The organism is Fusobacteriaceae bacterium (assembly GCA_031272775.1).
Taxonomy (GTDB): Bacteria; Fusobacteriota; Fusobacteriia; order Fusobacteriales; family Fusobacteriaceae; genus JAISST01.
In genome coordinates, this window is record JAISTB010000009.1 from 58100 (window position 1) to 84296 (window position 26197).

Sequence of the window (26197 nt, forward strand, 5' to 3'; positions counted from 1 at the left end):
TTCGCGTCAGCGCAACGTGCGCATCACGCCGATGATAAAGGCTTCCACCACGAGGCAGAGCATGACCTTCTGCACGAGAACCCAGCGATATACGCTCATCCGCATGGCTTGCTTGTAATGGGAAAAATTGATCCCGTCCCCTTTTTTCCGGCCGATGAAAAAAAACATCAGCACATCGACCATCATGACCAGCACGGAGACGAGCACGACGTTGAGCAGCAGATTGAGCATCAGATTCAGAAACAGAAACGCGTACATGGAAAATCCGCTCCCTTCCCGACCGGATCAGTCTTTTTCCTCGGGCATCCCCCGTTTGTAGACGATGAGACCCTTTAAAAATTTCCGCAGATACTTGTCGCCGCATTTGCGGTAAATCTTGCTGCGCTCATTCCGGAACATGCCGTTCAATTCCGAATTGGTCACGGAGATTTCCCCCATGCGGAAAATACCGGCCACGTCCTCATTCCTGAGCGACAGCGCCACTTTGAGTTTTTTCAATACGAGGTTGTTCGCGTTGATCTTGGTGATCCGGACGAAGCGGGTCCTTTTCCTGCGCATTTCTTCGGTGCCTTCGCCGCGGTAATAGCGGATCAGGCCGTTCAGAAATCCGTGCAGGTATTTGTTGTTGCAGTTGAGGAAATCTTTGGTCTTGTCCTTGCTCAGGAGTTTTTCGATTTCTTCTTCGGTGATCTTGACATCCCCGAGCCCGAAGATTTTTTCCAGCTTCTTGTTCCGCAATTTCAGCGCATACCGTACATCTTTCAGTACTTTGTTGTTTTGCATCGTTCACCTCTTTTCTTTTTATACGAATGATCGTTAAAAGTTTTTATTCTAATACTAATTCTACTATTTTTATTTGAATCTGTCAATTGCAGAAAACGAAATCGGAAAGTTTTTTTCCGGCGGCTATAGTTTTTCCCATGGTTTTGTGGTATAATAATTTTAAGAAACGACGGGATTCCTCCGCGTCGGAAAACCAAGGAAGTGATCAAATGGAAGAAATACAGCAGGTTTCTCTGGACATGACAGCGATATTGCTCGTTCTGGCCCTGGTCGTCGTTTTGTTTGTGATTTTTATCTTCATTCTGAAAAAGACCCTTGGCGTGAGGGATATCGCCGAACGGCTCGACGAGTTGAACCGCACGTTGGAGGAAAACAACGAGAAGCTCAAAGAGCTCATCGAGGACGTCAATACCCGCAAGGAACGCCAGGCCGAGCAACAGCGGATGCGCTTCTGAAGGGAATCCCAGCGACTGAAAAACCCGCTTTCGAAGCGGGTTTTTTTTGTTTTCTTGCGTCTCCGGGCCTATTGAGCGATCAGCTGGTTGATCTCGGTGATCACCTTGTCCACGTCCATGCCGTGGGCCTGCAAGCCTTCGCCCAGCGTCTCCCCCGAAGAAATCATGCAACCGATACAGCCGAGGCCGTATTTGCGGAACACCTGCGCGATAATCGGGTATTCCTGCACCGCTTTCAAAATGTTCGAATCCCGTGTAATCATGGATATCATCTCCTGTTTTATGTTTTTTTGTGCATCTCTGCAGGCCAAGGTCCCCAAAGGCCTCTTCTCCGAAGAGGCAGACGGCGTAGCCGACGGGGTTGCGTCTTTGTCCTTATTATAAATTATTTTACTAAAAAAGTCAAGAAAATCTTATTTGCGGGTTTCCCCGACGACCCGAACGAGATCGTGGACCCGGACCATGCCGACGACTTTGCCTTCGTCAATGACCGGAAGCACGGAAATCTGGTTTTCCCGATTCTCCATGAGATCCAGGGCGTCGATGGCCATGCTGTCGCTGCCGGTTCGGGTGAAATTTTTCGTCATGACGTCTTTGGCCACATAGGTGAAGAATTTTTCCTTCTGCCTCAAGGCCCGCCGGATATCCCCTTCGGTGATAATGCCGGCCATTCGATCGCCGTCCATGACGCAGACCGCGCCAAGGCGTTTTTTCGTCATCGTCAGGATCACCTGATCCATGCTGCTCGTCGTCTGGCAATAGGGGATGGCCTCCCCCTTGTGCATGACGTCGCCGACTTTCATCAACAGGCGCTTGCCCAGGGATCCTCCCGGATGATAGAGTGCGAAATTGTCGGGCCGGAATCCCTTAAGCTTCATGAGGATGGCCGCGATGGCGTCCCCCATGACAAGGGCGCTAGTCGTTGAGGACATGGGCGCAAGATTCAGCGGGTCCCCCTCTTTCCGGACGCCCGTATTGAGCACGCAGTCGGCCCCTTTGCCGAGGCTCGAGGCGGCGTTTCCCGTCATGGCGATGATCTTTGCGCCGATTTTCTTGATCGAGGGCAAAAGGGACACAATCTCGTCGGTATTGCCGCTGTTGGAGACCGCCAAAACCACGTCTTCCTTTGAGATCATTCCAAGGTCCCCGTGAACCCCTTCGGCGGAATTCATAAAGACCGAGAGCGTCCCGGTGGAGACGAGGGTCGCCGCGATTTTTTTTCCGATGAGGCCCGATTTTCCGATGCCGGTCACGACGACCTTGCCTTTGGAAGCCATGATCATCTGGATGGCCGTCACCAGGTCCTCGGAAATTTTGTCCCGGACCGTTTCCAGCTCCTCGATCTCGAAGCTGAAGACCTCCCGGGCGAATTTTTTGATGTCAAGTTCCATGCTGTTCTCCTTATCTGTTTTTGCTGATTTGATCAATTTGCAGGGCTTCGGTCAAAATTTCCTCCAAATCCCGTATATAAAGCATGTTGGGGCCGTCGGAGAGCGCGCGCTCCGGGTCGGGATGAACCTCGGCGAAGACGGCGTCGACGCCCACGGCCAGCGCCGCCATGATCAGGGGCCGCACATATTCCCGGTCGCCGCCGGTTGCCGATCCGAGTCCTCCGGGCTTCTGCACGGCGTGGGTGGCGTCAAAGACAACAGGATGTCCGAGTTTTCTCATTTCCAGGAGACTCCGCATATCGACGACGAGATTGTTGTAGCCGAAGCTGGACCCCCGCTCGCAGAGCAGGATATCCCGGCAGCCCGCTTCCTGTAATTTCCCGGCGACGTTTTTCATGTCCCATGGCGCCAAAAACTGGCCTTTTTTCACGTTGACGGGCTTTCCCGTCCGGGCGGCGGCGACGAGAAGATCGGTCTGGCGACACAAAAAAGCGGGAATCTGGAGCATGTCGCATATCTCCCCCACAGGCGCGCATTGCGCCGGTTCGTGGACGTCGGTCACGATCGGTATTCCGAAGGTTTTTTTGACCTTGGCGAGGATCTCCAGTCCCTTTTCGAGGCCCGGCCCCCGGAAGGAATGAATTGAGGTGCGGTTGGCCTTGTCAAAGGAGGCCTTGAAAATATAAGGGACGCCCAGTTTTTTGCAGATCCCGCTGACTTCAGCGGCCGCGTCCATGACGAGGGCTTCGGACTCGATGACGCAGGGACCGGCAATAAAGGTGAAGGGGCGCGATTCATCTCCGATGATCAGTTCACCGGGTATTTTAATCGGTTTTACGGGGGTTCGCATAGTATACTCCTCGAAATGGGTGGATTATTGGGCTTTTTTCTTCAGGATAATTTCACGATTGGCGATTTCACGGTCGTCGAAATGATATTTTTCGTGACCGAAAATCTGATAGGTTTCGTGACCTTTGCCGGCGATCAGGACAATGTCGTCCTTTTCAGCCAGGGCGATGGCTTTCATAATGGCCTGTTCGCGATCCTCAATCACGAGGTGGTTTTCTTTGCGCAAGCCCGAGGTGATTTCGGCGATGATGGCCTTGGGGTCCTCGGTCCGGGGATTGTCGGAGGTCACGATGACCGTATCGCTCCATTCTTCGGCCACTCTCCCCATTTTCGGCCGCTTTGTCCTGTCCCGGTCGCCGCCGCAACCGAAGACCGTAATGATTTTCTTGAGCCGGATCTCGTTGAGGCTTTTCAAGATGTTGAAGAGGGCGTCTTCGGTGTGGGAATAGTCGACGACCACCGTGAAGCCGCATTTGGCACTGACGAGCTCAAAACGCCCCGGCGCGCCGTTCAGTTGTCCGAGGGTCTCAAAGATCTTTTTGTCGTCCACGTCAAGGAGCTTGGCCGCCCCCACCACGCCCAGCATGTTGTAGAGGTTGTAGCGACCCGGAAGTTTCGTCGCGAAGCGCGCCACGTCGCCGAAAACAGAGATTTCCACGTCCTGTCCGTCCCTTCGGATTTTCAGTATCCGGCCCGTGACGTCGCCCCCCGAGATCCCGTAGGAAATCCCGGGATATTCCTCATAGAGACGGCTCCCGTAGGGATCGTCGATGTTGATCACGGCGTTTTTCTTTTTCTTCAACATGCCAAAGAGTTTTTTTTTCGCTAAAAAATAGTCCTCCATATCTTTGTGAAAATCAAGATGGTCCTGCTTGAGGTTCGTAAATACGGCGACATCGAAGGAGAGCATGGACACCCGGCCCAGAGCCAGCGCGTGGGAGCTCACTTCCATGACGAGCCAGGGAATATGCCGGTCCGCGGCCTTGCGACAGATCCGCACAATGTCCACCGATTCGGGCGTCGTATTGTTGGCCTCTTCGATATCATTTCCGACCTTGTACTCAATGGTCCCGATCCGGGCCACATTCTCGGGACCCAAAATTTTCTCAAGAAAATACGTCGAGGACGTCTTTCCCTTGGTTCCCGTAAAGCCGATAATCGTCAGCTCCCGCTGGGGCCAGCCGTAAAATCGCGACGCGATTTCCCCCAGGTTTTCCCGCAGGTTTTCGACGTAAATCACCGGCGCGGGAACTTCGGCCGGAACCTCCCGGGAGACGAGGACGCAGACGGCCCCCCGGTCTATGGCGTCGGCGATAAAGTCGTGGCCGTCGGAGACTTCGCCCGTCAGGGCCACGAATACGTCCCCGGGGCCGATCTTCCGCGAGTCATGGTGCATATGGCGGTAGGCGGCGGGGAAAGGGGCGGCGTTCAGATTTTTGTGGCGTATGCCCTGTAAATAAGCTTCCATGAGGTCTCCTTGCTATTTTTGGGTCGTGATTTTTTGCGGGTCTGCATTTAGCGCGAGCCCAATGCCATCGGCCGCTTGGCGGGTTACCGCCTTCGAAACGATATGGCCTCCAATAAATGTTCTTTCCGGATGGATTCCGAGTCGGCAAGGTCGGCGATGGTCCTGGCGACCTTGAGGATTTTGTCGTAGCCCCGGGCCGAGATTTCCAGCATCTTGATCGCGCCCTTGAACCAGTCCCGATCCTCGGGCGGGATCCCGCAGTATTTTTTGACTTCTTTCTGACCGAGATAGGCGTTCAAGAGTCCCTCGCCGTTTCTGTTTTCCTGGATTTTCCGGGCCTTTTCAACTCTTTTGCGGATCTCGGCGGAGCTTTCCCCCATGGGCGCCTGGATCAGCTCTTCTTCGGGGAGCCTTCGCATCTCCAGATGGAGATCGATCCGGTCGAGGATAGGTCCCGAGAGCTTTTTCCGGTATTGGCTGACCTCGTGGGGCGAGCAGCGGCAACGGTCCCCTTCGTAGAGAAACCCGCATTTGCAGGGGTTGGCCGCCGCGATCAGCAAGAAACGGCTCGGGAATTCCACCCGGTACATGGCCCGGGTAATGGCCACGATGCCGTCTTCCAGCGGCTGTCTGAGGCTTTCGAGGAGCATCCGGGGAAATTCCGGAAACTCGTCGAGGAAGAGCACGCCGCCGCCCGAGGCGAGACTGATCTCCCCGGGCATGATCCTGGTCCCGCCGCCGATAATGGAAACGGGACTGCTTGTGTGGTGGGGCGCCCGGAAGGGCCGGACGTTCACAACGGGACGTTTGCTGTTGAGAGCCCCCGCCACGCTGTGGATCTTCGTACACTCAATGATCTCTTTTTCCGTCATAGGCGGCATAATCGTGATGATCCGCTTAGCCAGCATGGACTTGCCCGAGCCCGGGCTGCCGACCATCAGCACATTGTGTCCGCCCGCCGCCGCGATCTCAAGGCCGCGTTTGCCCTGCACCTGTCCCTTGACATCGGAAAAATCCACCTCAAAGGGCGGCGCGACATACTCCTCATGGACCGGCGCTTCCGGTACTTCCCTGTTCTTGAAAAAACGTTCGACATCATGCAATGTCCGGATGGGGATGATCTCCACACCCTTTATGATGCCCGCTTCCCGGTAATTTTCCATGGGAAGCAGCACCCCTTTAAAGTTCTTTTCTTTGGCCAGAATCATGGTATTGACGGTGCCTTTGACGGCCTTGATCCTGCCGTCCAGCGACAATTCCCCCATAATCAGGTAATTGTCCAAAATGTCGCCGTCATCCCGCAAAAAGCCCATGGTCAGCATAAGCCCCACGGCAATGGGCAGATCAAACTGCACGCCCTCTTTCCGGATGCCCGCCGGGGAGAGGTTTACGACAACCCGCCTCGGGGACATGTCGTAACCGCAGTTGTTGAGCGCCGTCTTGATCCGGTACTTGCTCTCGTCAATGGCGGCGTCGCCGAGCCCTACGATGGCAAAGCTCGGCAGACTGGAGCTCACATCGACTTCCACCTCCACAAGATAAGGATCAATGCCGATATAGCTCGCGCTGAGAACTCTGACATTCATCATACCCTCCTTTGCTGCTTTCTTCTTGATTTATCCGCCGGAGCAGATTCCTCTCCGTCTGGCTTCTATTATATAACTTTTTTCGCAAAAATCCAACAATTTCTTCATTTTATCCTTTCTTTTTTTCCCGAAGAATGTTACAATGTTCATATCATGGAATCTGTTCCATTATCTTGCGCAAAAAGGAGGGACCAATGATTCAAAGCCTCGTCCGGGCCATGGAGCTGCTGGAAGTCTTGAACGGCAGCAAATCCAGCTATTCCATCGCCTATCTGTCTTCGGCGCTCAATCTGCCGCCCAGCACCATTCACCGCCTCTTGCAGACGCTCTGCGGCACGAAATTTGTCGTCAAGGACGAAAAATCACACGATTACAAGTTGGGACCGGCGCTGATCCCGCTGGGGATTACGGCCCGGAAGAATTTGCATCTGCAAAATGCCGCGACGCCTATATTGGAACGCCTTGTGACCGTCACGACCGACGATTCCTATCTCGTGATCTCCACGGGCTACAAAGGCTTCGTGCTCGAGCATATCGACGGCCCCAGCCCCCTTAAAGTACTGGAGGATTTCGGTTTCGAACTGGACCTCCACTGCGGCGCGATCCGGAAAACGCTTCTGGCCTACCAGCCCGAGGCCTTCATTGAGGAATACATCGAGACCGTGATCAAGACGCCCAACGCCTTCCCCAAGGTGGAGCCCGCGGTCCTTTTGGAAAACCTTGAGAAAATACGAAAAGAAGGAGTCGCTGTGTCCCATGGGGACTACATCAGCAACTCCGTCGGCATCGGCGCGCCGGTTTTCAACAGCGAGGGGAAAATCATCGCGTCCATCGGAATCATTACCCCCGCCTCGAAAATCGCGGGCGAGAAAAAACTCAATGAATTGAAGCAAACCGTGAAAACATCAGCCCAGGAACTTTCCGAAATGATGGGCTTCTTCAAATAGTCTCGGCAAAGGCCTGCAGCTGCGTCCGGGCCTGGCCGAAGTCTTCCATTTGCTGGTCATAGCCCAGAATGATGTGGGGAATCCCCGCCTCCTCAAAGGCCTTCTTCAGCGAAGGATATTCGAGCTCTTCGGGATCGCAGAACGTCATGGCGAAGACCACCGCCCCCTGCGCCCCGGTGTCTTTGGCCTTTTTCACTACATGGGCCGGCCTCTTCACAATTTCGGGATCGTACAACAGGGGATCGTTGTCCTGGGCCGCGAAATGCAGCGCCAGAGCCCGCATGGGGTCCGTCTCGTTTTCGGGCGCGTCCACGTCGAAGGATCGCGACTCGTGAGCCACGTCGTCAGCCACAATGGCGATTTTATTTTCGTCGAAGATCTTCAGCAGGGCCGGATTGTCCACGATGATCCCCGAGGTCAGGACCTTGACGCCGCCCCACTTGGGAACAGGCAATTTTTCAAGTTCTTCGTTCAGCTCGTCCAGCAGCTTTGTATATTGACACTTGAGCTGATAGTATCCGCTTTTGAGGACGGCGCCCCTGTCCACGGCGGAAATCACGTCGGGATGAAGTCCCGCTAATTTTACAAATTTCCGCCGGGCCGCCCGGCTTTTGTTGTATATTTTGATGGCGTTTTGCAATTTTTCGTCGGTGACGGGGCTTCCCGCGATCTCCTCCAGTTGTTTTTTTATCTTGCCGTACTGGGCCATCGTGAACGTGATCCCGTATTCAGGCCGCCGGTTTTGCGGATGGGCCAGGAACATAAAGGGAATCTGCGGCACGGCCACGCGAAAATTCTGACTCAAGGGCCGGAGCGTATCGCACATGGTCGTGACAATCACGCCCGAAAGACCGTCCAGAGCGCCTGTCAGGCCCATTTCGAGGTTCATTTGGGCAATCGTGCAGTAAAAGCTCGCGAAGTATTCCTTGGCTTTATTGATCGTCCCCTGGCGTCCCCAGACGCCGAAAGGAACCATACCGGCCGCGTAGACCAGTTCCTCGGGGGCGTAGTAGGGGAAAACGCCGACGGCTTTTTTGCCTTCGTCCTTATATTGATACAGCTGTTTGCCGGGATTCGCGGCCACGTCCCGGAATGTTTGCAATAATGCGCTTATTCTTTCCATTTTTCCTCCAAATGTGGATCGGCATTGCGGGCGGCAAAATGCCGCCCCTACGCGGTGATTTTTCGATCATTGGCGGATGTGGACATCCGCCCCTACGGGATGATCATTAATTTTTACGCAAACGGGCGTTTTCCTCCATGATTTCGTATAATCCTTCGACCCGGGTTTTGTATTGTTCTTCCGAAAAATTGCGAGGATCCGCCTGATCGCCGTCAAAGCCTGCTACGGCCACGCCGAGGTCTTTGCGGAAACGCCGTTCCATCTCGGGCATGTAGCCGCTCCAGGGCTTGCAGGAACGGTTGTAGTGGACAAGGATGCCGTCGACGTTGTTTTCGCGGCAGATCCCTTCCCGCCAGTCTACGCCGGTCTCGAGGCAAACGGAATTGGGCGCCTTGTAGTAGGCTTTCATCAATTCGTCCATGTTGTTGTAGACGAAGCCGAAGGCGGGGGCGTACACGACGGCCGTGGTGTTGATGCCTTTTTCTTTCAGGGGCGCGAACAGCTTCTGCAGTTCGGGCCAGCAGGGAATGCCCTCAAACATGATCCGGTGGTTTTCGGCGTATTTCCACGTCGATTTGCCGGTCTTGACGTTTTCTTCGAGCTCCGCGGCCAAAGCCTCGAAGGCCTCCGCCGATTCTTTTTTGCAGCGGGCCGTCACGACGTCGGCCATGTGGTTGAAGAGGTCGAAGCCGCTGAAGGGAGAAGGCGTATACTGGCAGTAGGAACAAACCTTGAGCCAGGCCTTGGCCGTCCGGTTGGCGTTGGCGCAGACTTCCTCAAAGCGCTTCTCGTCCCACTTCCTGCCCGAAATGGCCTCCAATTTCTTGATGGCGTCCTCGAACTGCCCCCGCACGTAGGCCACGTTTTCGTCGGCCACTTCGACGGTATTGTTGTAGGGGATGTCTATCATAATAAGCGGGATGTTGTGCATCCGCGCGATGTTTTCATACCATTTGGTCATACAGTTGCAGATGTTGTTGCAGCAAAGGAGAAAATCCGGCTGGGGCATGGCCCGTTCGTCTGCTTCATAGCCCGCTGCGTAGGCGAGGCTGATCCGGGCGTAGCCGCAGATATCGTTGTGATAGCCCATGGCTTCGGCGTGCTCGCACATCCGCTGTCCGCCGTGTTTGGCTGAAATGGCCGCCGCCTGGTTTTCCGGGTAGCAGACCGCGAGGCCCAGCGTCTCGGCAATCTCCGCGGGGAACTTGGACGAGGACCAGCCCACGGGCTCTCCTCTCTTTTTGGCGTCCCAGGCGTTCTGATACACCATATCGACCACGGCCCTGAGCGCATCCTTGGCGCCGGGCTTCTTTTCCGTCTTTTGAATTTCTGACATGTTTACCTCCTGTGTAACCTATTTCGCCCGTTGAAAGGCGAACAGGGCCGCCCCCAAAGCCCCGTTGTATTGGGCCAGAGGCGATGTGTATACTTTGTGTCCAATTTCCTGTTCCATGGCCGTGACGACCCCGTGGTTCTGGGCGACGCCGCCGGTCATGACGACTTCGTCCTCGATGCCGATCCGTTTGGCGAGTCCGCCGACTCTTCCGGCCACGGAGCGGTGAATGCCGCGAATAATATCCCGTTTGTCCGTCGCCTGGGCCAATTGGGAAATCACTTCCGACTCGGCGAAGACCGTGCAGGTGGAGCTGATGTTGACGACCTTGGTCGATTCCGCCGAAAGGCCCTCAAGTTCGTCGATCCGCACTTCCAGCACGCGGGCCATCACGTCAAGAAAACGCCCCGTGCCGGCGGCGCATTTGTCGTTCATCACGAAGTTGTTCAAGAGCCCGTTGGGCGCGATTTTCATGACCTTGGCGTCCTGTCCGCCGATGTCGATGACGGTCTTGACGCCGGGGAAGAGAAAAAAGGCCCCTTTGGCGTGGCAGCTGAGCTCGCTCAACTGATTGGCGACGCCCTCGATGGAATAGCGGCCGTAGCCGGTGGCCAGCGTCAGTGCGATGTCTTCCATGGCGAGATTTCCCGCCTCCAGGACGGCGGCAATGGCCCGGGCCGGTCCCGAAGTCCCCGCGCCCACATCGATCAGGGATTTGGCCGCGATTTCGGTCCCGTTTTTCAAGATCACGCATTTTGAAGCCGTGGAGCCCACGTCAATGCCCAAGGTATAGATATCCATGGTGTTCCTCCCGAAAAGCGGATCCCTCCGGCGGCGCAATCAAGCGGCCGCCGGAGCGTAATCCTGCGTCAGCCGGCTCAGCCGTTGGCCATTTTTGCCGCGACGTTGATAAAGTTGGTAATGATAATCGCGTTGGTGATATTGCTCAAGAATCCGCCGATGACCGGCACCACAAAGAAGGCCAGCTTGGAATAACGGTATTTTGTGCAGACCGCCTGCATGGTCGTCATGGATACGGGCACCGCGCCGAGGCCGAAGCCTGTGTGACCGACGGAAATAATGGCCGAATCGTAATTTCTTCCGCAGAGATTGAAGGTGATGAAGTAGGCGAAGAGGAGCATCAAAGCCACCTGCGCAAAGAGCAGCACGATCAGGGCCAGTCCCAGTCCTTCCAACTGCCAGAGCTTCATGGACACGATGGACATGGACACGAAAAGCGCCAGGGAGAAATCTCCGACGATGTCAATGGCCTCATACTGGGAATCGTCCGTCGTTCCCTTCTTGTCGAGATACAGTCGGATCAGGATGCCGCCCAGCATGGCGCATACATGGATCGGGAAGCTGACATTGAGTTTTTTCAGGATGATGAATACGGCCTGACCGATGCCCAGCGCGATACACATCATAAATACGGCGTTCAGCACATGGGGTTTCTTGACCGCGACGCCCGCCGCCTTGGCCAGAGAAGCCACGTCGTCCTTGCCGTCCAGTTCGGGATCCTCAAAGTGGTTCTTCCGCACGAGGAAATTTCCGAAGGGTCCGCCGACGATACAGCCGGAAATGAGTCCGAAGGTCGCCGCCGCGATGGCCACTTCCATGGCCGCGGGGGCCCCCGCCTTGACCGCCAGAGGCGCGAAAGACGCCGCGTTGCCGTGCCCGCCGGTCATGGGGATGGAACCCGTCATCAGGGCGATCAGGGGATTGATGCCCATGACCTTGCCGATACCGAGGGCCAGCACATTTTGGAGCGCCGCCAATACCGCCGCCAGGATCGCGAAGATGATCACAAGTTTTCCGCCTTTTTTCAAAAGAGCCAGACTGGCCGAAGCGCCGCTGGCCGCGAAGAAGATACATTAGAACAGGCTGTTGACCGTGGCGTAATCGTAATTGAGCTCGGCTACGCCCGCCTTGTACAGGATCAGCGACAGGATCGAAAAGATCGTCCCGCCCACGACGGAAGCTGGCAGGCAGTATTTTTTGAGAACAGGAAATTTTGCCCGCAGAAATTCGCCGAAGTAGATGGCGACCACAGAGATGCCTAACGTTTCAAACATACCGAGTTTGATCTTTAGAATTTCGTTCATGTAAAACCTCCTATAACCTAGATGTTGCTATGCTACCGTGTAAACCCTTGATTGGTGTTCCATATCGGTATGCCTCATGTTGTCTTATTTCGTATACGTATTGAATTCCCGTATCACTCTGGGCGTCAGCATCTGATGAAAAGCGCAGATGGCTTTTTTGTTCTGGTACGCCGCTTCGGTAAAGGCTTCCATATAGGGCCGCAGCGACATCATGTCGACGATCTCGTCCACCATGCCCGTAAAAGCGCAGTATTTCGGTCTGGATTTCTCCGTGTACTCCCGGATGACCTGATTCATTTTATCGATGGTGCTCTGGATATCCTTGCCCTCTTTCTGGTCCTTAACGAGCCGCCGGGCGTACATGGCCGCGGCCGCCGTTTCGCCGTTCATCACATAGACTTCCGTCGCCGCCGTTCCCAGCGAGAAGGCGTTGTTGTTATTGGCCTGGGGGCCGCCCAGCACATAATGCGCCGCCGCCGTCCCCTTCCGCAGCGTGATCTCCAGATGGGGGATATCCGATACTTCGATCGAATAGATCAGCGACTGTCCGAGACCCAACAATTCGGCTTTTTCGGCGTCATCGCCGACGTCTATGCCCGTGGTGTCCTGCAGCCAGATCATGGGAATCTTGTCCCGGGCGCAGAGCGTCACGAATTCGTTCATCTTGACGAGACCCTGGCGGTAGAGCTTGCCGCCGATCCCGATGGAATTTTCCTTGTATTCGGGATATTTCATCAACATGCCCTGCACATTGGCTACGACCCCCACCAAAAGTCCGTTAATCTTCGCGAGACCCGTCGCCATTTCCGGCCCGTAGCCCTTTTTGTATTCAAAAAACTCGCTGTTGTCGAAGAGCCGCGCCATGACCTCATAGATGTCGTATTGCCGCTTCTGGTTGAAGGGAACGAGGGAATACAGATCCTCTTCGGGATAAGCGGGCAGCACGGGGTCGTCGACTCTGAAGAACTCGAGATTGTAGGCGGGCAGCATGGACATGTATTTTTTGATGCCCTCCAAAACCCCTTCCTCATCCTCGTAAACTTCCCGGAAGAATCCGGTCTCGTTGTAATGGATCGGAACCGATCCCGGCGGATTGGTCTTTTTCGCGTTGACCGTGGCGTCGATCAGCGCCTGGGCGCTCTCCTTGTCCACATAGCCCTTGGGATTCATGCCGCCGAGGATGCCCGCGCCGCCGACAGCCATATTGGCGTCCTTGTGGGCCACAAGTATCGTCGGGCTGATGGAATGGTAGCCGCCTCCGGCGGGGTTCGTACCGTAGATGCCGACAATCACGGGAATCCCCAATTTTTGAAGCTCGGCGTTCCTGAAGAAGGGCGTTCCGCCGCCGCGCCGGTTGGGATAGACTTTTTCCTGTTCGTCAAATTTGACGCCGCTGCAATTCAGCACATAGACGAGGGGAATCCCCAAAATCTTGGCCGTATCGGAGCCCCGAATCAGGTTTTCGGCCTGGCCCGGCACCCAGGCGCCCGCTAATTTTTTATTGTCCGAAGCGATGACAACGGCCCATTTGCCGCAGATCTTGGCGAGACCTTTGATGATGCCCGTCGATCCGTTGTCGTTTCCTTCGGGATTAAAGAGACTGTTCAAGGGAAACCAGGTCCCTTCGTCGATAAGCTCGGCGAGTCGCTGAATGGCGGTCATTTGCCCCGCCTCGTTGAGGGATTCGTCGCTTCGTCCCTGGGCCTGGGCCGTCTCGATCAGTTCCTCGATTTCGTTTTCCACCGCCAGCAGCTGGTTTTTGTTCTCCTCGTTGACGATACTGAGCGGCTTTCCGATTTTGGGCATGTTTTTGAAGTAAGCGCCCATGGAATAATAACTCATGCTGTTCCTCCTAAACTGGTACTTTGATAAAGGCCTGGCCCGGGTCGATTTCCTCCCGGATAATGCGGATAATCTCAGGCGTCGGCGCGTCGAGAGGCGCGGCCCTCGAGACATCGATGTCAAAGCCGGTGTTTTCCTTGACGTCTTCGGGCGAGGAGGTCGGGTAATAGCCGGCCAGATACATCCGTTTCGTCTTTTCGTCGAACTTCATGACGCCCCGGTCCGTGACGACCATGACCGGTCCGCGGTTTCCCGGAAGGCCCGCTTTTTCCCGGCCGCCCGGTCCGTCCATCCAGCCGGCGCTCGTCACGTAGTCCACCTTGTCGATGAATCTCCGCTTTTCGTGCTGCATCATGATGACCGTGTTGGAATAGGTCGCTATGCCGTTGGCGCCTCCCGACCCCGTAAATCTTGTCTTCGGGTGGTGATAATCACCGATGGACGTCGAGTTCACGTTGCCGTAGGGGTCAATCTGGGCCCCGCCGATAAAGGCGATCAGTCTGTCGCTGTCGTGCTGCCATTCGCAGGCCTCAAAGCCGATAAATCGGATATTTGGCCACTGCACCGCGCAATGGGCCATAAAACGGATATCGCCGACGCTTCTCGGCACTTCGATGGGATCGCAGTCCATGAGACCGCTCTCGACGATGATGTTGCACTTGGGCGCGAAGATCCGCTTGGCCACGGAAGCCCCGATCAGAGGCAGTCCCGTGCCCACGATGACCACCTGTCCGTCTTTGATCTGCTTCGCGATGGTGACCGCCTGCATTTCCTTGTTCGTCCAATTGGTATAATCAGCCATTCTTCTTCGCCTCCTTGGTCATGTCCTTGGCGTAGCCGAGTCCGGGCACCGACCGCAACTTCAAGAGCCGCGAGGCTCCCAGCTTGTCGAGGTAGGCGTCATGGTCGGGTACGTCATAGACCCATTCTTTTACGAAGGCCGCAAAACTTTCCTCAGTCTTGCTCGCTCCGTCATACATCCGCAAAAACGGATTGTCATAGTCGTAATAGTTGTAGCACTGGCTCGGATGCGCGCCGTAAGGCGCGTGCACGACGGCGTCGACACAGAATCCGGGCACGGAATTGGCCTCGGGATGTTTTCTGATCTCCTCGTCGCTGACGAGTTCCTCGCAGGTCACGATGCACTTCCTGGACGCCACGGCGATGTCCACGTCGTGGAACTCATCGCCCTCGATGGCGCAGGTGCCGTCAAAGGACGCCTTTTGCGCGTGGATAATGGCGACGTCGATCTCGGGTACCGGCAGGGCCATGACGGTTTCCCCCTTCTTGAAGGGATTTTCCACATAGACGAATTTGTCTTCGGGCAGCTTCGGAATCGTCTTCCGGACTTCCTTGCTGATGCCCCATTTGTTGGCGATATCGGTCCCCAGCATCAGGCGCACCGGCAGGAAGGGCAGACCCAAGGAGGCCGCGTGCAGCATCAGCATTATCGCGTCCTGGGAATAGTCCTCCATGTTGAGGGTCCCCTTCTCATAGGCTTCCCGGAAACGCCGGGATACGTTGGTCACGCCGGAATTGGCCGTGTAGCAGTTCGTATAGGCCAAAACCCTGCCCTCTCCGATCAAAAGATCCCAGTCGCCGCCCGCAGGGCCGCCTTCTCCGACAAAATCCTTCAGGCCTTGCCGCAGGATTTCGTAAATGGCCGCGTAAGGCTTCCGGTTGGTCGTAAACCCGCCGAATACGATGTGATCGCCGTTTTTCACGTATTTCGTGATGGCTTCGGCCATCGTACAGACTTTACTCATGTCAAATACCTCCTTGTGTAATATTCCCCCGTACGCCTCTCCCCGCGTCAATAACCGGCCCGGCCGGTTTTCTTACTTCGCTCCGAATACGGCCATAAAGAAGCCCGCCGCTACCGCCGAACCGATGACGCCGGCCACATTGGGACCCATGGCGTGCATCAGCAGGAAGTTGGAAGGATTGGCTTTGGAACCCACGGTCTGGGATACCCGGGCCGCCATAGGCACCGCCGATACGCCCGCCGATCCGATCAGCGGGTTGATTTTCCCGCCCGTCGCGTAATAAAGGATCTTTCCGAGACAGATGCCGCCCACGGTGGAAAAGGCAAAGGCGATGAGGCCCATGCAGATGATCGCGAGGGTCTTCGTCTGGAGGAACAATTCCGCGTTGGCCGTGGCCCCCACGGTCGTCCCGATAAAGATCGTAACGATGTTGCAAAGGGCGTTCTGGGCCGTGTCGGAGAGTCTTCCGGTCACGCCCGATTCCCGCAGCAGATTGCCGAACATCAGCATGCCCAAAAGGGGTGCCACCGATGGCAGGAGCAGCGAGCAAAATAGGGTCACCACAATGGGGAAAGCAATTTTTTCAAATTTCGACACCTTCCGGAGCTGGGTCATTTTCGTCTTCCGCTCCTTTTCCGTCGTCAAAAGCTTCATGATGGGCGGCTGAATCAACGGGATCAGCGCCATATAGGAATAAGCCGCTATGGCGATGGGCGCCACAAGATCCTTGGCCAGACCGTTGGCCACATAGATGGCCGTGGGGCCGTCAGCTCCGCCGATAATGCCTATTGCCGCCGCTTCCCCCGCCGTAAAGAGCCCTGTGGCGTTGGCAAGCATAAAGGCCACGTAAATCCCGAACTGGGCCGCCGCCCCCAAAATCAGACTGATGGGGTTCGAAATCAGAGGGCCGAAATCCGTCATTGCGCCGATGCAGAGAAACATCAGACAGGGAAACACGCTGCTCTTGACGCCGCCGTAAATGATCCGCAAAATCCCCGACGTATACCAGGGTTCGGCTTCTTTCATGAGTCCCGCCACCGGCAGATTGGCCAACAGCACCCCGAAGGCGATGGGGAGCAGCAGCAGCGGCTCGAAGCCTTTATATACCGCGAGATAGATCAGCACCAGGGATATCGCCAGCATCACGCAATATCGCCATCCGCCATCTACAAAGTTTTTTCCGTAATTCCCGATAATGGCGTAGAAACCCGATTCCTCCGCCAAACGGTACAACACTGCCAAAAAATTCATGATACGCCTCCCCTTTCGTTATTTGAGGACAACCAGCGGCGCGTCGGTCTCCACAGCATCTCCTTTTTTCACGAGAACCGAAGCCACGACGCCGTCGGCGGGGGCGACAATCTCCGTTTCCATTTTCATGGCCTCAATGACGATCAATACCTGTCCGAATTTCACCGCTTCCCCGGCGCTCACTTTGACGTCGAAAACGCTGCCCGGCAGCGGGCTCACAACGGTATTGCCGCCGGATACCTCCACAGCCGCAGGTTCCGGGGCCGCTTCCTTCGCCGGAGCAGGCGCGGGAGCCGCTTCCTTGACCGGAGCCGGGGCCGGAGCGGCCGCAACGGGGGCAGGCGCCACAGGCGCGGGGGCCGCCGCCGATGAGCGCGTCAACAATTTCTTTCCGCCTTCTTCTCTTTCCACTTCGACTTCATATTTTTTGCCGTTTACCGTTACCGTATATTTCATGTTTCACATCCTCCTGAAGCTAAGCAATCACATTTTTCAATAATCCGCGTACATCCGCGATCCGCTTCGGACCCGCTACCGGATCTCCCGGATCGAGGTCACCACAAGATTTTCCTTCCGCCGGTAGCCGTCTTCGGTCACAGCCGCGATAATGGCCGCCACGACGCCCAGATCTTCCTCTCCTCCGGCTGACGCGCCCGTCGTTGCGCCCGCGGGCGCCGCCGTTTCATCGAGACCGGTCTTTTTGGCGAATATCGAGAAGATAATGATCACAAGCGCCAGCATGGCCAGCGCCAGAAAGACCACAGACAGTCCGAGGCCGGAAATCAAAAGCGCTTCCCAGGGACTGATCTTGATCAAAGAACCCATCTATGCACCTCCTTTAGGTTAAATTCCATAATGTGGAACGCATTTCATTTAAAGATACCCCATCATACAACTTTTCTTTCAATAAGTCAATGACTATTTTATATTTTTCCGCGCGGGTTTTCTTCCCGCGCGTCTATGCCGTAATTATGGAAAAAGAGAATGTCTGTCTTTTCATTCTCTTTCGCGCCTTCTGTCCTGTCCTTATGCTCTGTAGCGTGTTTCTTTGTATTTGCCCGTGTCAACGAGTTGGGCGATCCGCTCGTATTCTCCCTTGGCAATGGGGACAAAGCGTATCGTATCCCCAGCTTCCAGCAAAAAATGCGGGTCGCTCTGAAGATTGAAGATCTTCAGCGGCGTGCGCCCCAAAAGCTGCCAGCCGCCAGGGCTGCTCAGGGGGTAAATGCCTGTCTGCTCGCCGGCGATCCCTACGGATCCGGCAGGGATGCGCTTTCTCGGCTCTTTCAGACGCGGCGTCGCGATTTTCTTCGACATGCCGCCGAGATAGGGAAAACCCGGCGTAAACCCGAGCATGTAGACGAGATAATCCCGGGACGCGTGGATTTGCACAACTTCGTCGGTCGTGAGCTTGTTGTGTTTCGCGATGGTCTCGATGTCGGGACCGTATTCCCCGCCGTAGAGCACGGGAATCTCCACGACCTGCTTGGGAACGTTCTCCATGCTCTGGTAGCTCGTATCGCAATTGTCGCTGACGAGTTCCACCATCTCCTCATAGCTGATCTTTCGGGGGTCGTAATAGATAATGACCGACCGGTACGTCGGCAGCAGGTCCAGGATAAAATCGTTTTTCAGGGAATCGAGATACTCCGTGATTTTTCTGACTTTGGAATTGATCAGAGGGGAGATTTCGTTGCCCAGCTCTACAATGAGGGCGGAATCCCCCGCGTGTAAAAACCGCATCTTTCCTCCTCCGCGTGTTCTCTTTACAAAAAGGCGCTGATCACAATACGCTCCGCCTCGAGGGCCTCCCGCAGGCCTCTGGCGAAGGCTACGGCCTCGGGATTGTCCCCGTGCACACAAACCGTTTCCGCCGTGATCGGGATGTCCTTTCCCGTGATACTGCGGACGGTCTGCTCCTTCACCATGCGGATGACCCGGGCCACGGCGGCGTCCTTGTCGGTAATCAGGGCCCCGGGCAGTTTTCTTGCGACCAGCGTCCCGTCCTCGTTGTAGGCCCGGTCGGCGAAGACTTCGCTCTTGACCCGGATTCCCGCCGCCTTTCCGGCGAGAACGAGCATACTGCCCGAAAGCCCCACGAGGATCAGCTCGGGATCTGTCTCCCGGATGGCCTCGGCCACAGCGATGGCCAGTTTTTCATTGCTTACGGCCATGTTGTACATGGCGCCGTGGGGTTTCACGTGCTGCAGGCGAACGCCGGAAGACCGCGCAAAGGCGGCCAGCGCGCCGATCTGGTACTTGAGGTAGGCCTTGATCTCGGCCTCCGACACGTCCATGTTCCGCCGCCCGAAACCCAATAAATCCGGTAAAGAGGGGTGCGCGCCGACGGCGACGCCGCTTTTTACCGCCATGGTCACGGTTTTTTCCATAATGAGGGCGTCGCCCCCGTGCCAGCCGCAGGCCACGTTGGCCGACGTAATATACGGCAGGACCTCTTCGTCCATACCCATTTTCCACGCCCCGAAGCTCTCTCCGAGGTCGCTGTTCAAATCGATACTCATGGTTGATTACGCTCCGACAGCGGTTCCCGTGTCAGAAGGATTTTTCTTCGCCATGGCCTTCTGGAAGAGCACGACGACGATCAAAATCGCAAAACCGATAATATCCGTCTTCAATCCCGGCACGATAAGCATCAGCGCGCCGACCAAAGACAGAGCCCGAACCGCCACATTGATATGGGTGTACATATAACCCTCGACGGCCGCCGACAGGAGAAATACTCCGATACAGGACGTCACCGCCGTCAGCAAGCCCTCAGACACCGTGGTATTCACGAGAAGCAGCTGGCTGTTGTAGATAAAGATATAGGGTAAAAGGAAACCCGCCAGCGCCAGTTTGACCGAAGCGACGCCGGTTTTGACCGTGTCGCCTCCGGAAATTCCCGCGGCGGCAAAGGCCGCGAGGGCCACCGGCGGCGTGATGTTGGCGAACATGGCGAAGTAGAAGCAGAAAAGATGCGCCGCCACGTCGGTTATACCGAGCTGGATCAGAGCCGGCACCGCGATCGTATAGGTGATGATATACGAGGGGATAGACGGCAGGCCCATGCCGAGAATCATGCAGGTCACCATGGTGAAGACCAGCGTCAACGGCAGGCTGGATTTTCCGAGACGGATGATGGCGCTCGCCATATTCGTCGTAAATCCGGTCTTTGTACAGGCTCCGATGATGATGCCCACGCAGGCGCAGGCCATCGCTACCGATACGGTCTGCTTGGCCGAGGAAATCAGGACCGAGCGGATGTCGTCAAGACTCATGCGGGATACTTTCCGCGTCTGGGCGATGATAACCGTGGCGATAATCGTGTAGAGCGCGCCCATAATCAGCGTCTTTCCGCTGAAAAACAGCATGTACATCAAGATCGCGATCGGAAAGGTCAGGTGCCAGTATTTCTTCATGGTGTCCTTGAAGGCCGGCAACTGGTCCTTGGGGAGACCCACAAGTTTGTCCTTGGAGGCCCGCATGTCGATCTGAAACAAAATCCCCAGATAGTAAATGACCGCGGGTACCGCCGCGTACACGATAATCTGGCTGTACTGGATGCCCAGGGTCTCCGCCATAATAAAGGCGGCGGCGCCCATTACGGGCGGCATCAGCTGGCCGCCTACGGAAGCCGTTGCCGAAACGGCGCCCGAAAATTCCTTACTGTAGCCGGATTTTTTCATCAGCGGAATCGTAAAGGATCCTGTCGTCACGACGTTGGCAATGGCCGAACCGTTGATCATGCCGAGAAGCCCCGCGGCCAGAACGGAAACCTTTGCGGGGCCGCCCTTGGTGCCTCCGGCCACACTGATCGCAAGGTCATTGAAAAAGGCCCCCATGCCGCATTTGTTCATGACTTCGCCGAAAACGATGAACAGGAAAATATAAGTCGACGACACGTTTACGGACGTGCCGTAGATGCCTTCGGTGTTAATGAAAAGATGCCCGATCAGGCTGGGCCAGGCCGTGCCCCGGTGCATAAAGAGGCCCGGGAAATTGATCTTGATCAAGCCCCCCTTGACTCCCATCAGGGCGTAAATCGTGAACAGCAGCCCGATAATCGGAAGGGCCAGTCCCGTAATCCGCCTTGAAGCCTCAAGAACCAAAAGGACGAGAATCGTCCCCATGACGACGTCCATGGTCGTCGGCGCGGCGGCCCGGTCTACTATGCTGAAATAATTGACCCACATATAGATCGGGATAGCGACGGACAGCGCCATGAGGATCCAGTCATACCACGCGATGTGTTTCCGGCTCGATTTCCGGAAGGCAGGGTACATGGCAAAGCCCAGCAGCAGGATCGCGCCCACGTGGATGGATCTGTTCCGCAAAGTTTCCGGCATGTAAAAGCCGGAGGCATAAACCAGATGGTACAGCGTCACGAGGATGCAGGTCCACTCAAAGGCCTTCTTGACGAGAGGACTGACAAAATTCCGCGTTCGGCTTTCTTTTTCAAATTCTTCCAAAATCGCCTGTCCGTCTACTTGTTGTTCCTGAACGATTTTGTCGATGGTGTTCTCCATAGTATACTCCTTTGCGCTATCTCAAAGTCAACTTGATCCGCCCGTGCTCCGGCAGGTCCCGGCCCGTCAGGATCACGCGATCATTGACCGAAATGTATTTCAACTGGGTCTGTGAATTGATCCAGTTGAATTCCGGGAATACGCTTCCCTTGATGTTCTCCATGTAAATCAGTCCGTCGGCGTAGCGGTACGTGCAATCCATTTCGGCGGGAATCCCCGCGCCGAATCCGCCCACGGCTATCGTGAAAAGAGTGAATCTCTTTTTTTCCACCCTGTAATACTCATCCCAGTCCACATGCTCAAACGAATGTATCCAGCCGAAAGACAAAACATCCTCTTCCCTGATTTTGCCTGTGTAGTAAACCTCTCCCGTCAACTGGTGGGAGACCACGAGCGTGTGGTTTCGCCTGCCGCTCACAAAAGCCGCTGTGACCGCGACAAGCGCGATAAAAATGAAAAACCCGAAAAAAACGCTTCTTTTGATGTTACGCAATCCGCAAAACAGCATAAAATCTTCCCGTCAAAATTCTCCCGTTGCGATCTCCCCCCCGGGAACGGGGAGGAGACCCGGGATTCGGTTTTATGGTGTGTGTGGTATCAAACGCTTGCGCGTTCAATCAACAGATTAATTGAGCGGCGTTTTGTAGCCCGCTTCCTTCCAATATTTCGCCGCGCCGTCGTGCAGGGGAATCGTTACGTCCTCCACGCCGAAGGTAACGTCGATGTTCTTGTCGGCGGCGTTGTGGGAGGCCTTGATCGTGGCGATGTTCTCGAAGATCACCTTCATCATGTCATAGACCACTTCGTCGGACAACTCTTTGCTGACGAGCATGATGTTGTACACGAATACGGACTGCACGTCTTCTTTATTGTTGTAGGTGCCCGCGGGAATCACGGTCTTGGCGAAGAAGGGATACTTGGATACGAGTCCGTCGCGGCCCGCGCCGTCGATGGGCACAATGACCATCTTGTACTGGGTGGCCAGTTCCATAACGGTGCCGTTGGGCAGTCCCGAGGTCACGAAGGCCGCGTCGCACTGGCCGTTTTTCATCTGGTCAATGGCTTCGCCGTAGGACAGATAGTCCACTTTGCTGTCTTCATAAGTCAATCCATAAGCTTCATAAATCATCCGGGCGTTGAGTTCCACGCCGGAATTGGGAGCGCCAACGCCGACGCGCTTGCCTTTGAGGTCGGCGGGGCTTTTGATGCCCGTACCTTCGAGGGTGACGAGTTGCACATAATTGGGCCACAAGCGCATCATGGCGCGCAAATTCTTGTCCGCAGTCTTGTACGCGCCGTAGCCCTCATAAGCCTGCATTACGGAATCCTGCATGGCGATGGCGATTTCCGCCTCTCCCTTCTGGATCATCGTAATGTTCTGGGCCGAAGCGCCCGTAGACTGGGAACTGGTCTTGTAGCCGCCGGCCTTGAGGGCTTCCGCGAAGGCCGCGCCGATGGGGAAATAAATCCCGCTGGAAGGTCCCGTGGCCACGGTGATAAACTCGCTGCCGCGGTCTACGGCGGCTACCGCGGGTTTACCCGCCAGGGTCAACACAATTGCCATCAAGCTTACCATGAACAGTGACGCTTTCAAAAATCTTTTCATTTTTTCCTCCTGATTTGGTCAAAAACAATATAAATTTCACACTGTGGAACGCATTTCATTGGTAGTCTGACTTCATTGTACCCCATATTTCTATTTTTGTCAATAAGTCTGTGTATTTTTGGTAAATGCCAGCTGCCACACGAGAAATACCGCAAAACAGGCAATCCCGGCGATCGTCGAGATCTTCTCGGGGATAATCATCAAAAGGCCGATCAGGACGAGCAAAATCCGTATGAACACGCCGATTTTTGCCCGGAGGAAGCCGATCATGCCGACGGCCACGGACCAGAGCCCGATAATGGCCGGAATGACGGCAAGAATGATGTCTTTGGCGGATCCGAGGCCCAGCAGGGCCGGATTGTACACAAAGACATAGGGAATCAAAAATGTGATAAAACTGTATTTGAAGGCCTCGATTCCCGTATCCCAGAACGGCGTTTTCGCCACGCCCGCGGCCGTATAGGAGGCGAGGGCCACGGGAGGCGTGATCATCGAGAGATTGGCGAAATAAAAAATGTAGAAGTGGGCCACGATCAAGGGCACGCCGATCTTTTTCAAAGCCGGCGCCAAAAGCGTCGCCGACATGATGTAGGCCGCGCTTGTGGGCATGCCCATGCCCATAATGATCACGAGAACCATGGCGAGCACGAGGGCCAACCAAAGGCGGTTTCCGGCCATTTTGGAGATTTCCTGGCTGATCATGAGCCCGAGACTCGTATAACTGAGAATCCCGACGATGATCCCGGCCACCGCGCAGGGGATGGCTACGACCACGGCGGAATTGGCCCCGTCGATCAGCGTGTTGATGAACTTGACCACGCCGAGCCGGGAGTCTTTCCGGGCCGAGGCGAGCACGACGAGAACGATCAGCGAGTAAGACGAGGCGAGCCGCACGGTCTTTCCGATCGCGATCAGATACACGAGCAGAATCAACGGGATCAGCAGGTAAAAATACCGGATGATCATCTTTTTCAGCGCGCCGGTGTCGACGGGCTTCGATTTGATGTTATATTTTTTCGCGTAATAATGCACGATGAAGACGAGAGACAGGATGTAGAGCGTCGCCGGTATGATGGCGTAAAGAACGATCGTAAAATACGACATGCCCACATAGTCGGCCATCAAGAAGGCGGCGGCCCCCATGACCGGCGGAATGATCTGCCCGGCCGATCCCGCGATGGCGAGGATGGCCGCCGTGAATTTGGGCTCAAAGCCCGAATCCACAACGGATTCGTAGGTCAGCGTCCCCACGGAGGCCACATTTGCCGCGGCGCTTCCGCTGATGGTCCCGAAGAGCCCGCAGGCCACGACCATGGATTTCGCTTCCCCGCCGACCATTTTGCTCGTGATGAACTTGGCCAGGGAAATGAAGAGCTTCCCCGCCGGCGTCGCCGAAAGGAAGGCCCCGAAGATCATAAAGTAAAATACCGTATCGGCGGAGACCCCTGTGGCTGTGCCGAGGATGCCGTTTGTGGAGACATACTGCAACTCGATCATGCTCGAAGCGTTCATGCCGCGATGGGTGAGCACGCCGGGCAGCATTTTCCCCGCAAAGCCGTAGACGATAAAGACGAGGCAGACGATGGTCATGGAAAGACCGAGCATCCGGCGGCAGGACTCGATCAATAAAATCATGACGATCCCGCCGAGGATCAGTTCTATCGGCGTCATATCGGTGATATAGAGCATCCGCGCCATGATCCGGGCCGAATCAAAATAGAGAAAAGCGCCGCAGATAATGGCGAGAATCGCGCAGAAGAAATCCACGGCCTTTCCGATCAGCGGGTCGCCGGCGAGGAAGGGTTTTGACAAAAAAACCATGGCGATCGCAAAACCGATGTGGATTCCCCGCAGACCGATCGTCGAGATCCCCGCCTTGAAGCAGGCGTAGATCTGGAAGGCCACCCAAATCAACGCGACAATATTCCGAAAAATCTTTCGTGCTCCCACCCTTTTTCCCCCTTATTTGATCAAGCCGATCTCACGATAATATTTTTCCGCGCCCGGATGCAGGGGGAAACCGCCGTAGAGTTCAGGCGTAGCGCAGGCTTCGCGGTTGAAGTTGCCGAGTCCCGCGTGACCGGTTTTCAGTTCCTCGGGATTCTCGTAGATCTGTTTTACGATGCGATAGGCGATTTCGTCGGGCAGATCCGTCGTCGTCACAATATTGGTCGTGATGCCGGCGCAAATGACGTCTTTCGTCTGTTTGTTGAAGCTGTTGGCGGGCATGGTGGCGACGCTGTAGCCGTTCCCTTTCAGGTATTCAAGGGACTGCTCGTCAAGCTCGCCCACGGTGACGTCGGCGGTCGTGCAGAGTTCCGTAAAAGCGGGATGACCAACGGATACGTGCTGCATGAAGAAGTCGCACTTGCCGTCCTGATAAGCGGCCACGATGCTGGCAAAATCCGTATGAGTCACGGAACCGCCCCATTTGATGATGTCTTCATAGGAACAGCCGATGGATTCCAGCACGAGCCGGGTCGTATATTCGCTGGCGGAACCGGTTTCCGACGTGTAAACATTGATCGGCATTTTCTTTTCGGCGATGTCCCGGATGCGGGTAAAGCCCGCTCCGTTCCGGATCGCGATGCCGACATACATCTGGTCGATGGTCCCTACGAGTCCGCGCAGTTTGGGAATGGCGCCGCTTTCCTGAAAAGCCAGGATCCCTTTGTAGGCCCAGGCGTTTGTACAGTTGAAACCTAGACCGATATCGGCCTTTCCGGCTTTCAGCAAGAGCATATTGCCGACGCCGCCGGAATTGGGCATAACGTCAATTTTGAGACCCGTATCATGCGAGGTCACCACATTGGCCACCGTCGCGCCGTACACGTACCAGGAACTGCCCACGGCAAGCGTCGCGAACTGGACGGTTTTGTCGACCTTGTCGCCGGGATTGAACGTATACTTGGCGTGGCTCGTCGTAAAAGCGGTCAGGAATAACACAAGGGCAAACAGCACAGCAGTAATTCTTTTCACTTTTCTCATAAAAATATCCTCCTTTCGTTGTCCAAAATTTTGTGTTTGTCTTTCCATAATGTGGAACGCATACCGCTGTTTCCGTGAAAAATATAAAAAATTATACTACAATTTTGTTTCCTTTGTCAATAACAAAATACTGTTTTTTGACGTGGCGTTCGTATTGCCGCCGTTTTGTTCGAATTAT

The 26197-nt window shown here is 55.4% G+C and carries 25 protein-coding genes and 1 pseudogene; 2 read left to right on the forward strand and 24 right to left on the reverse strand.

Going from position 1 to position 26197, the window contains the following annotated elements; genetic code table 11:
• Positions 1 to 6: 6 nt before the first annotated feature.
• Positions 7 to 258: a hypothetical protein gene (locus LBQ97_02790; GenBank protein ID MDR1831646.1), complete on the reverse strand. Its 252-nt coding sequence runs from the start codon at positions 256 to 258 to the stop codon at positions 7 to 9.
• Between the two features lie 27 nt (positions 259 to 285).
• Entirely contained in the window at positions 286 to 783 is a 498-nt protein-coding gene (locus LBQ97_02795) for a DUF1456 family protein (GenBank protein MDR1831647.1), read from the reverse strand.
• Positions 784 to 992: 209 nt separating this feature from the next.
• Between LBQ97_02795 and LBQ97_02800 the strand changes: the two genes are divergently transcribed.
• Positions 993 to 1238: a hypothetical protein gene (locus LBQ97_02800; protein ID MDR1831648.1), complete on the forward strand. Its 246-nt coding sequence runs from the start codon at positions 993 to 995 to the stop codon at positions 1236 to 1238.
• Positions 1239 to 1306: 68 nt separating this feature from the next.
• Here the strand turns inward: LBQ97_02800 and LBQ97_02805 are convergent, their stop codons facing one another.
• The 5 genes from LBQ97_02805 to LBQ97_02825 all read right to left on the reverse strand — a co-directional run bounded on the left by LBQ97_02805 (position 1307) and on the right by LBQ97_02825 (position 6532).
• Positions 1307 to 1501 carry a DUF1858 domain-containing protein gene (locus LBQ97_02805; protein MDR1831649.1) on the reverse strand — a complete coding sequence of 65 codons (195 nt, stop codon included), beginning with the start codon at positions 1499 to 1501 and terminating at the stop codon, positions 1307 to 1309.
• Positions 1502 to 1651: 150 nt separating this feature from the next.
• The gene (locus LBQ97_02810) at positions 1652 to 2629 is read right to left on the reverse strand and encodes a KpsF/GutQ family sugar-phosphate isomerase (protein MDR1831650.1); all 978 of its coding nucleotides are present in this window, start codon (positions 2627 to 2629) and stop codon (positions 1652 to 1654) included.
• 10 nt (positions 2630 to 2639) lie between these two features.
• Complete coding sequence (kdsA, locus tag LBQ97_02815; GenBank protein MDR1831651.1) at positions 2640 to 3479, reverse strand: 3-deoxy-8-phosphooctulonate synthase; 840 nt, start codon at positions 3477 to 3479, stop codon at positions 2640 to 2642.
• Positions 3480 to 3503: 24 nt separating this feature from the next.
• Positions 3504 to 4946, reverse strand: coding sequence for a UDP-N-acetylmuramoyl-L-alanyl-D-glutamate--2,6-diaminopimelate ligase (locus LBQ97_02820; GenBank protein ID MDR1831652.1), 1443 nt, complete (start codon positions 4944 to 4946; stop codon positions 3504 to 3506).
• An 83-nt stretch (positions 4947 to 5029) separates the two neighbouring features.
• On the reverse strand, positions 5030 to 6532 hold the full coding sequence (locus tag LBQ97_02825) for a YifB family Mg chelatase-like AAA ATPase (protein ID MDR1831653.1): 1503 nt from the start codon (positions 6530 to 6532) through the stop codon (positions 5030 to 5032).
• Between the two features lie 194 nt (positions 6533 to 6726).
• On the opposite strand from LBQ97_02825, the gene LBQ97_02830 reads away from it, so the two are divergent.
• Positions 6727 to 7479: an IclR family transcriptional regulator gene (locus LBQ97_02830; protein ID MDR1831654.1), complete on the forward strand. Its 753-nt coding sequence runs from the start codon at positions 6727 to 6729 to the stop codon at positions 7477 to 7479.
• Here LBQ97_02830 and LBQ97_02835 read toward each other — a convergent pair.
• From LBQ97_02835 to LBQ97_02915, 17 genes and pseudogenes are all read right to left on the reverse strand, one after another.
• Complete coding sequence (locus tag LBQ97_02835; GenBank protein MDR1831655.1) at positions 7472 to 8602, reverse strand: 2-hydroxyacyl-CoA dehydratase family protein; 1131 nt, start codon at positions 8600 to 8602, stop codon at positions 7472 to 7474. The two genes, LBQ97_02830 and LBQ97_02835, sit on opposite strands and share 8 nt — an antisense overlap.
• A gap of 106 nt (positions 8603 to 8708) precedes the next feature.
• Positions 8709 to 9938 carry a 2-hydroxyacyl-CoA dehydratase gene (locus LBQ97_02840; GenBank protein ID MDR1831656.1) on the reverse strand — a complete coding sequence of 410 codons (1230 nt, stop codon included), beginning with the start codon at positions 9936 to 9938 and terminating at the stop codon, positions 8709 to 8711.
• 18 nt (positions 9939 to 9956) lie between these two features.
• Entirely contained in the window at positions 9957 to 10736 is a 780-nt protein-coding gene (locus LBQ97_02845; GenBank protein MDR1831657.1) for an acyl-CoA dehydratase activase, read from the reverse strand.
• Between the two features lie 77 nt (positions 10737 to 10813).
• Positions 10814 to 12040, reverse strand: a pseudogene (locus LBQ97_02850) (sodium/glutamate symporter).
• A gap of 84 nt (positions 12041 to 12124) precedes the next feature.
• Positions 12125 to 13882, reverse strand: a complete 1758-nt coding sequence (locus LBQ97_02855) for a glutaconyl-CoA decarboxylase subunit alpha (protein MDR1831658.1) — start codon at positions 13880 to 13882, stop codon at positions 12125 to 12127.
• Positions 13883 to 13892: 10 nt separating this feature from the next.
• Positions 13893 to 14684 carry a CoA-transferase subunit beta gene (locus tag LBQ97_02860; protein MDR1831659.1) on the reverse strand — a complete coding sequence of 264 codons (792 nt, stop codon included), beginning with the start codon at positions 14682 to 14684 and terminating at the stop codon, positions 13893 to 13895.
• Complete coding sequence (locus LBQ97_02865) at positions 14677 to 15648, reverse strand: glutaconate CoA-transferase (GenBank protein ID MDR1831660.1); 972 nt, start codon at positions 15646 to 15648, stop codon at positions 14677 to 14679. The genes LBQ97_02860 and LBQ97_02865 overlap by 8 nt, the downstream gene beginning before the upstream one ends.
• Before the next feature lie 72 nt (positions 15649 to 15720).
• Positions 15721 to 16899: a sodium ion-translocating decarboxylase subunit beta gene (locus LBQ97_02870; GenBank protein MDR1831661.1), complete on the reverse strand. Its 1179-nt coding sequence runs from the start codon at positions 16897 to 16899 to the stop codon at positions 15721 to 15723.
• A gap of 18 nt (positions 16900 to 16917) precedes the next feature.
• Entirely contained in the window at positions 16918 to 17355 is a 438-nt protein-coding gene (locus LBQ97_02875; protein ID MDR1831662.1) for an acetyl-CoA carboxylase biotin carboxyl carrier protein subunit, read from the reverse strand.
• 75 nt (positions 17356 to 17430) lie between these two features.
• A complete protein-coding gene (locus LBQ97_02880; GenBank protein ID MDR1831663.1) occupies positions 17431 to 17724 on the reverse strand; it encodes an OadG family protein in 294 nt (97 codons plus the stop codon).
• 201 nt (positions 17725 to 17925) lie between these two features.
• A complete protein-coding gene (gene pxpB / locus LBQ97_02885) occupies positions 17926 to 18642 on the reverse strand; it encodes a 5-oxoprolinase subunit PxpB (GenBank protein MDR1831664.1) in 717 nt (238 codons plus the stop codon).
• Between the two features lie 23 nt (positions 18643 to 18665).
• Positions 18666 to 19421 carry a LamB/YcsF family protein gene (locus LBQ97_02890; GenBank protein ID MDR1831665.1) on the reverse strand — a complete coding sequence of 252 codons (756 nt, stop codon included), beginning with the start codon at positions 19419 to 19421 and terminating at the stop codon, positions 18666 to 18668.
• Between the two features lie 6 nt (positions 19422 to 19427).
• Positions 19428 to 21425: a TRAP transporter permease gene (locus LBQ97_02895; GenBank protein MDR1831666.1), complete on the reverse strand. Its 1998-nt coding sequence runs from the start codon at positions 21423 to 21425 to the stop codon at positions 19428 to 19430.
• Between the two features lie 16 nt (positions 21426 to 21441).
• Positions 21442 to 21933 (reverse strand): DUF1850 domain-containing protein, encoded by a 492-nt coding sequence (locus tag LBQ97_02900; GenBank protein MDR1831667.1) that lies wholly within the window; start codon positions 21931 to 21933, stop codon positions 21442 to 21444.
• A gap of 117 nt (positions 21934 to 22050) precedes the next feature.
• Positions 22051 to 23031: a TAXI family TRAP transporter solute-binding subunit gene (locus tag LBQ97_02905; protein MDR1831668.1), complete on the reverse strand. Its 981-nt coding sequence runs from the start codon at positions 23029 to 23031 to the stop codon at positions 22051 to 22053.
• A gap of 99 nt (positions 23032 to 23130) precedes the next feature.
• Positions 23131 to 24981 carry a TRAP transporter fused permease subunit gene (locus LBQ97_02910; protein MDR1831669.1) on the reverse strand — a complete coding sequence of 617 codons (1851 nt, stop codon included), beginning with the start codon at positions 24979 to 24981 and terminating at the stop codon, positions 23131 to 23133.
• Between the two features lie 12 nt (positions 24982 to 24993).
• Entirely contained in the window at positions 24994 to 26019 is a 1026-nt protein-coding gene (locus tag LBQ97_02915) for a TAXI family TRAP transporter solute-binding subunit (GenBank protein MDR1831670.1), read from the reverse strand.
• Positions 26020 to 26197: the final 178 nt, after the last annotated feature.

Bases quoted from the DNA above. Each gene is read 5' to 3' on its own strand.
- LBQ97_02790 (MDR1831646.1), bottom strand. From the start codon at position 258: ATGTACGCGTTTCTGTTTCTGAATCTGATGCTCAATCTGCTGCTCAAC.
- LBQ97_02795 (MDR1831647.1), bottom strand. From the start codon at position 783: ATGCAAAACAACAAAGTACTGAAAGATGTACGGTATGCGCTGAAATTG.
- LBQ97_02800 (MDR1831648.1), top strand. From the start codon at position 993: ATGGAAGAAATACAGCAGGTTTCTCTGGACATGACAGCGATATTGCTC.
- LBQ97_02805 (MDR1831649.1), bottom strand. From the start codon at position 1,501: ATGATTACACGGGATTCGAACATTTTGAAAGCGGTGCAGGAATACCCG.
- LBQ97_02810 (MDR1831650.1), bottom strand. From the start codon at position 2,629: ATGGAACTTGACATCAAAAAATTCGCCCGGGAGGTCTTCAGCTTCGAG.
- kdsA (MDR1831651.1), bottom strand. From the start codon at position 3,479: ATGCGAACCCCCGTAAAACCGATTAAAATACCCGGTGAACTGATCATC.
- LBQ97_02820 (MDR1831652.1), bottom strand. From the start codon at position 4,946: ATGGAAGCTTATTTACAGGGCATACGCCACAAAAATCTGAACGCCGCC.
- LBQ97_02825 (MDR1831653.1), bottom strand. From the start codon at position 6,532: ATGAATGTCAGAGTTCTCAGCGCGAGCTATATCGGCATTGATCCTTAT.
- LBQ97_02830 (MDR1831654.1), top strand. From the start codon at position 6,727: ATGATTCAAAGCCTCGTCCGGGCCATGGAGCTGCTGGAAGTCTTGAAC.
- LBQ97_02835 (MDR1831655.1), bottom strand. From the start codon at position 8,602: ATGGAAAGAATAAGCGCATTATTGCAAACATTCCGGGACGTGGCCGCG.
- LBQ97_02840 (MDR1831656.1), bottom strand. From the start codon at position 9,938: ATGTCAGAAATTCAAAAGACGGAAAAGAAGCCCGGCGCCAAGGATGCG.
- LBQ97_02845 (MDR1831657.1), bottom strand. From the start codon at position 10,736: ATGGATATCTATACCTTGGGCATTGACGTGGGCTCCACGGCTTCAAAA.
- LBQ97_02855 (MDR1831658.1), bottom strand. From the start codon at position 13,882: ATGAGTTATTATTCCATGGGCGCTTACTTCAAAAACATGCCCAAAATC.
- LBQ97_02860 (MDR1831659.1), bottom strand. From the start codon at position 14,684: ATGGCTGATTATACCAATTGGACGAACAAGGAAATGCAGGCGGTCACC.
- LBQ97_02865 (MDR1831660.1), bottom strand. From the start codon at position 15,648: ATGAGTAAAGTCTGTACGATGGCCGAAGCCATCACGAAATACGTGAAA.
- LBQ97_02870 (MDR1831661.1), bottom strand. From the start codon at position 16,899: ATGAATTTTTTGGCAGTGTTGTACCGTTTGGCGGAGGAATCGGGTTTC.
- LBQ97_02875 (MDR1831662.1), bottom strand. From the start codon at position 17,355: ATGAAATATACGGTAACGGTAAACGGCAAAAAATATGAAGTCGAAGTG.
- LBQ97_02880 (MDR1831663.1), bottom strand. From the start codon at position 17,724: ATGGGTTCTTTGATCAAGATCAGTCCCTGGGAAGCGCTTTTGATTTCC.
- pxpB (MDR1831664.1), bottom strand. From the start codon at position 18,642: ATGCGGTTTTTACACGCGGGGGATTCCGCCCTCATTGTAGAGCTGGGC.
- LBQ97_02890 (MDR1831665.1), bottom strand. From the start codon at position 19,421: ATGAGTATCGATTTGAACAGCGACCTCGGAGAGAGCTTCGGGGCGTGG.
- LBQ97_02895 (MDR1831666.1), bottom strand. From the start codon at position 21,425: ATGGAGAACACCATCGACAAAATCGTTCAGGAACAACAAGTAGACGGA.
- LBQ97_02900 (MDR1831667.1), bottom strand. From the start codon at position 21,933: ATGCTGTTTTGCGGATTGCGTAACATCAAAAGAAGCGTTTTTTTCGGG.
- LBQ97_02905 (MDR1831668.1), bottom strand. From the start codon at position 23,031: ATGAAAAGATTTTTGAAAGCGTCACTGTTCATGGTAAGCTTGATGGCA.
- LBQ97_02915 (MDR1831670.1), bottom strand. From the start codon at position 26,019: ATGAGAAAAGTGAAAAGAATTACTGCTGTGCTGTTTGCCCTTGTGTTA.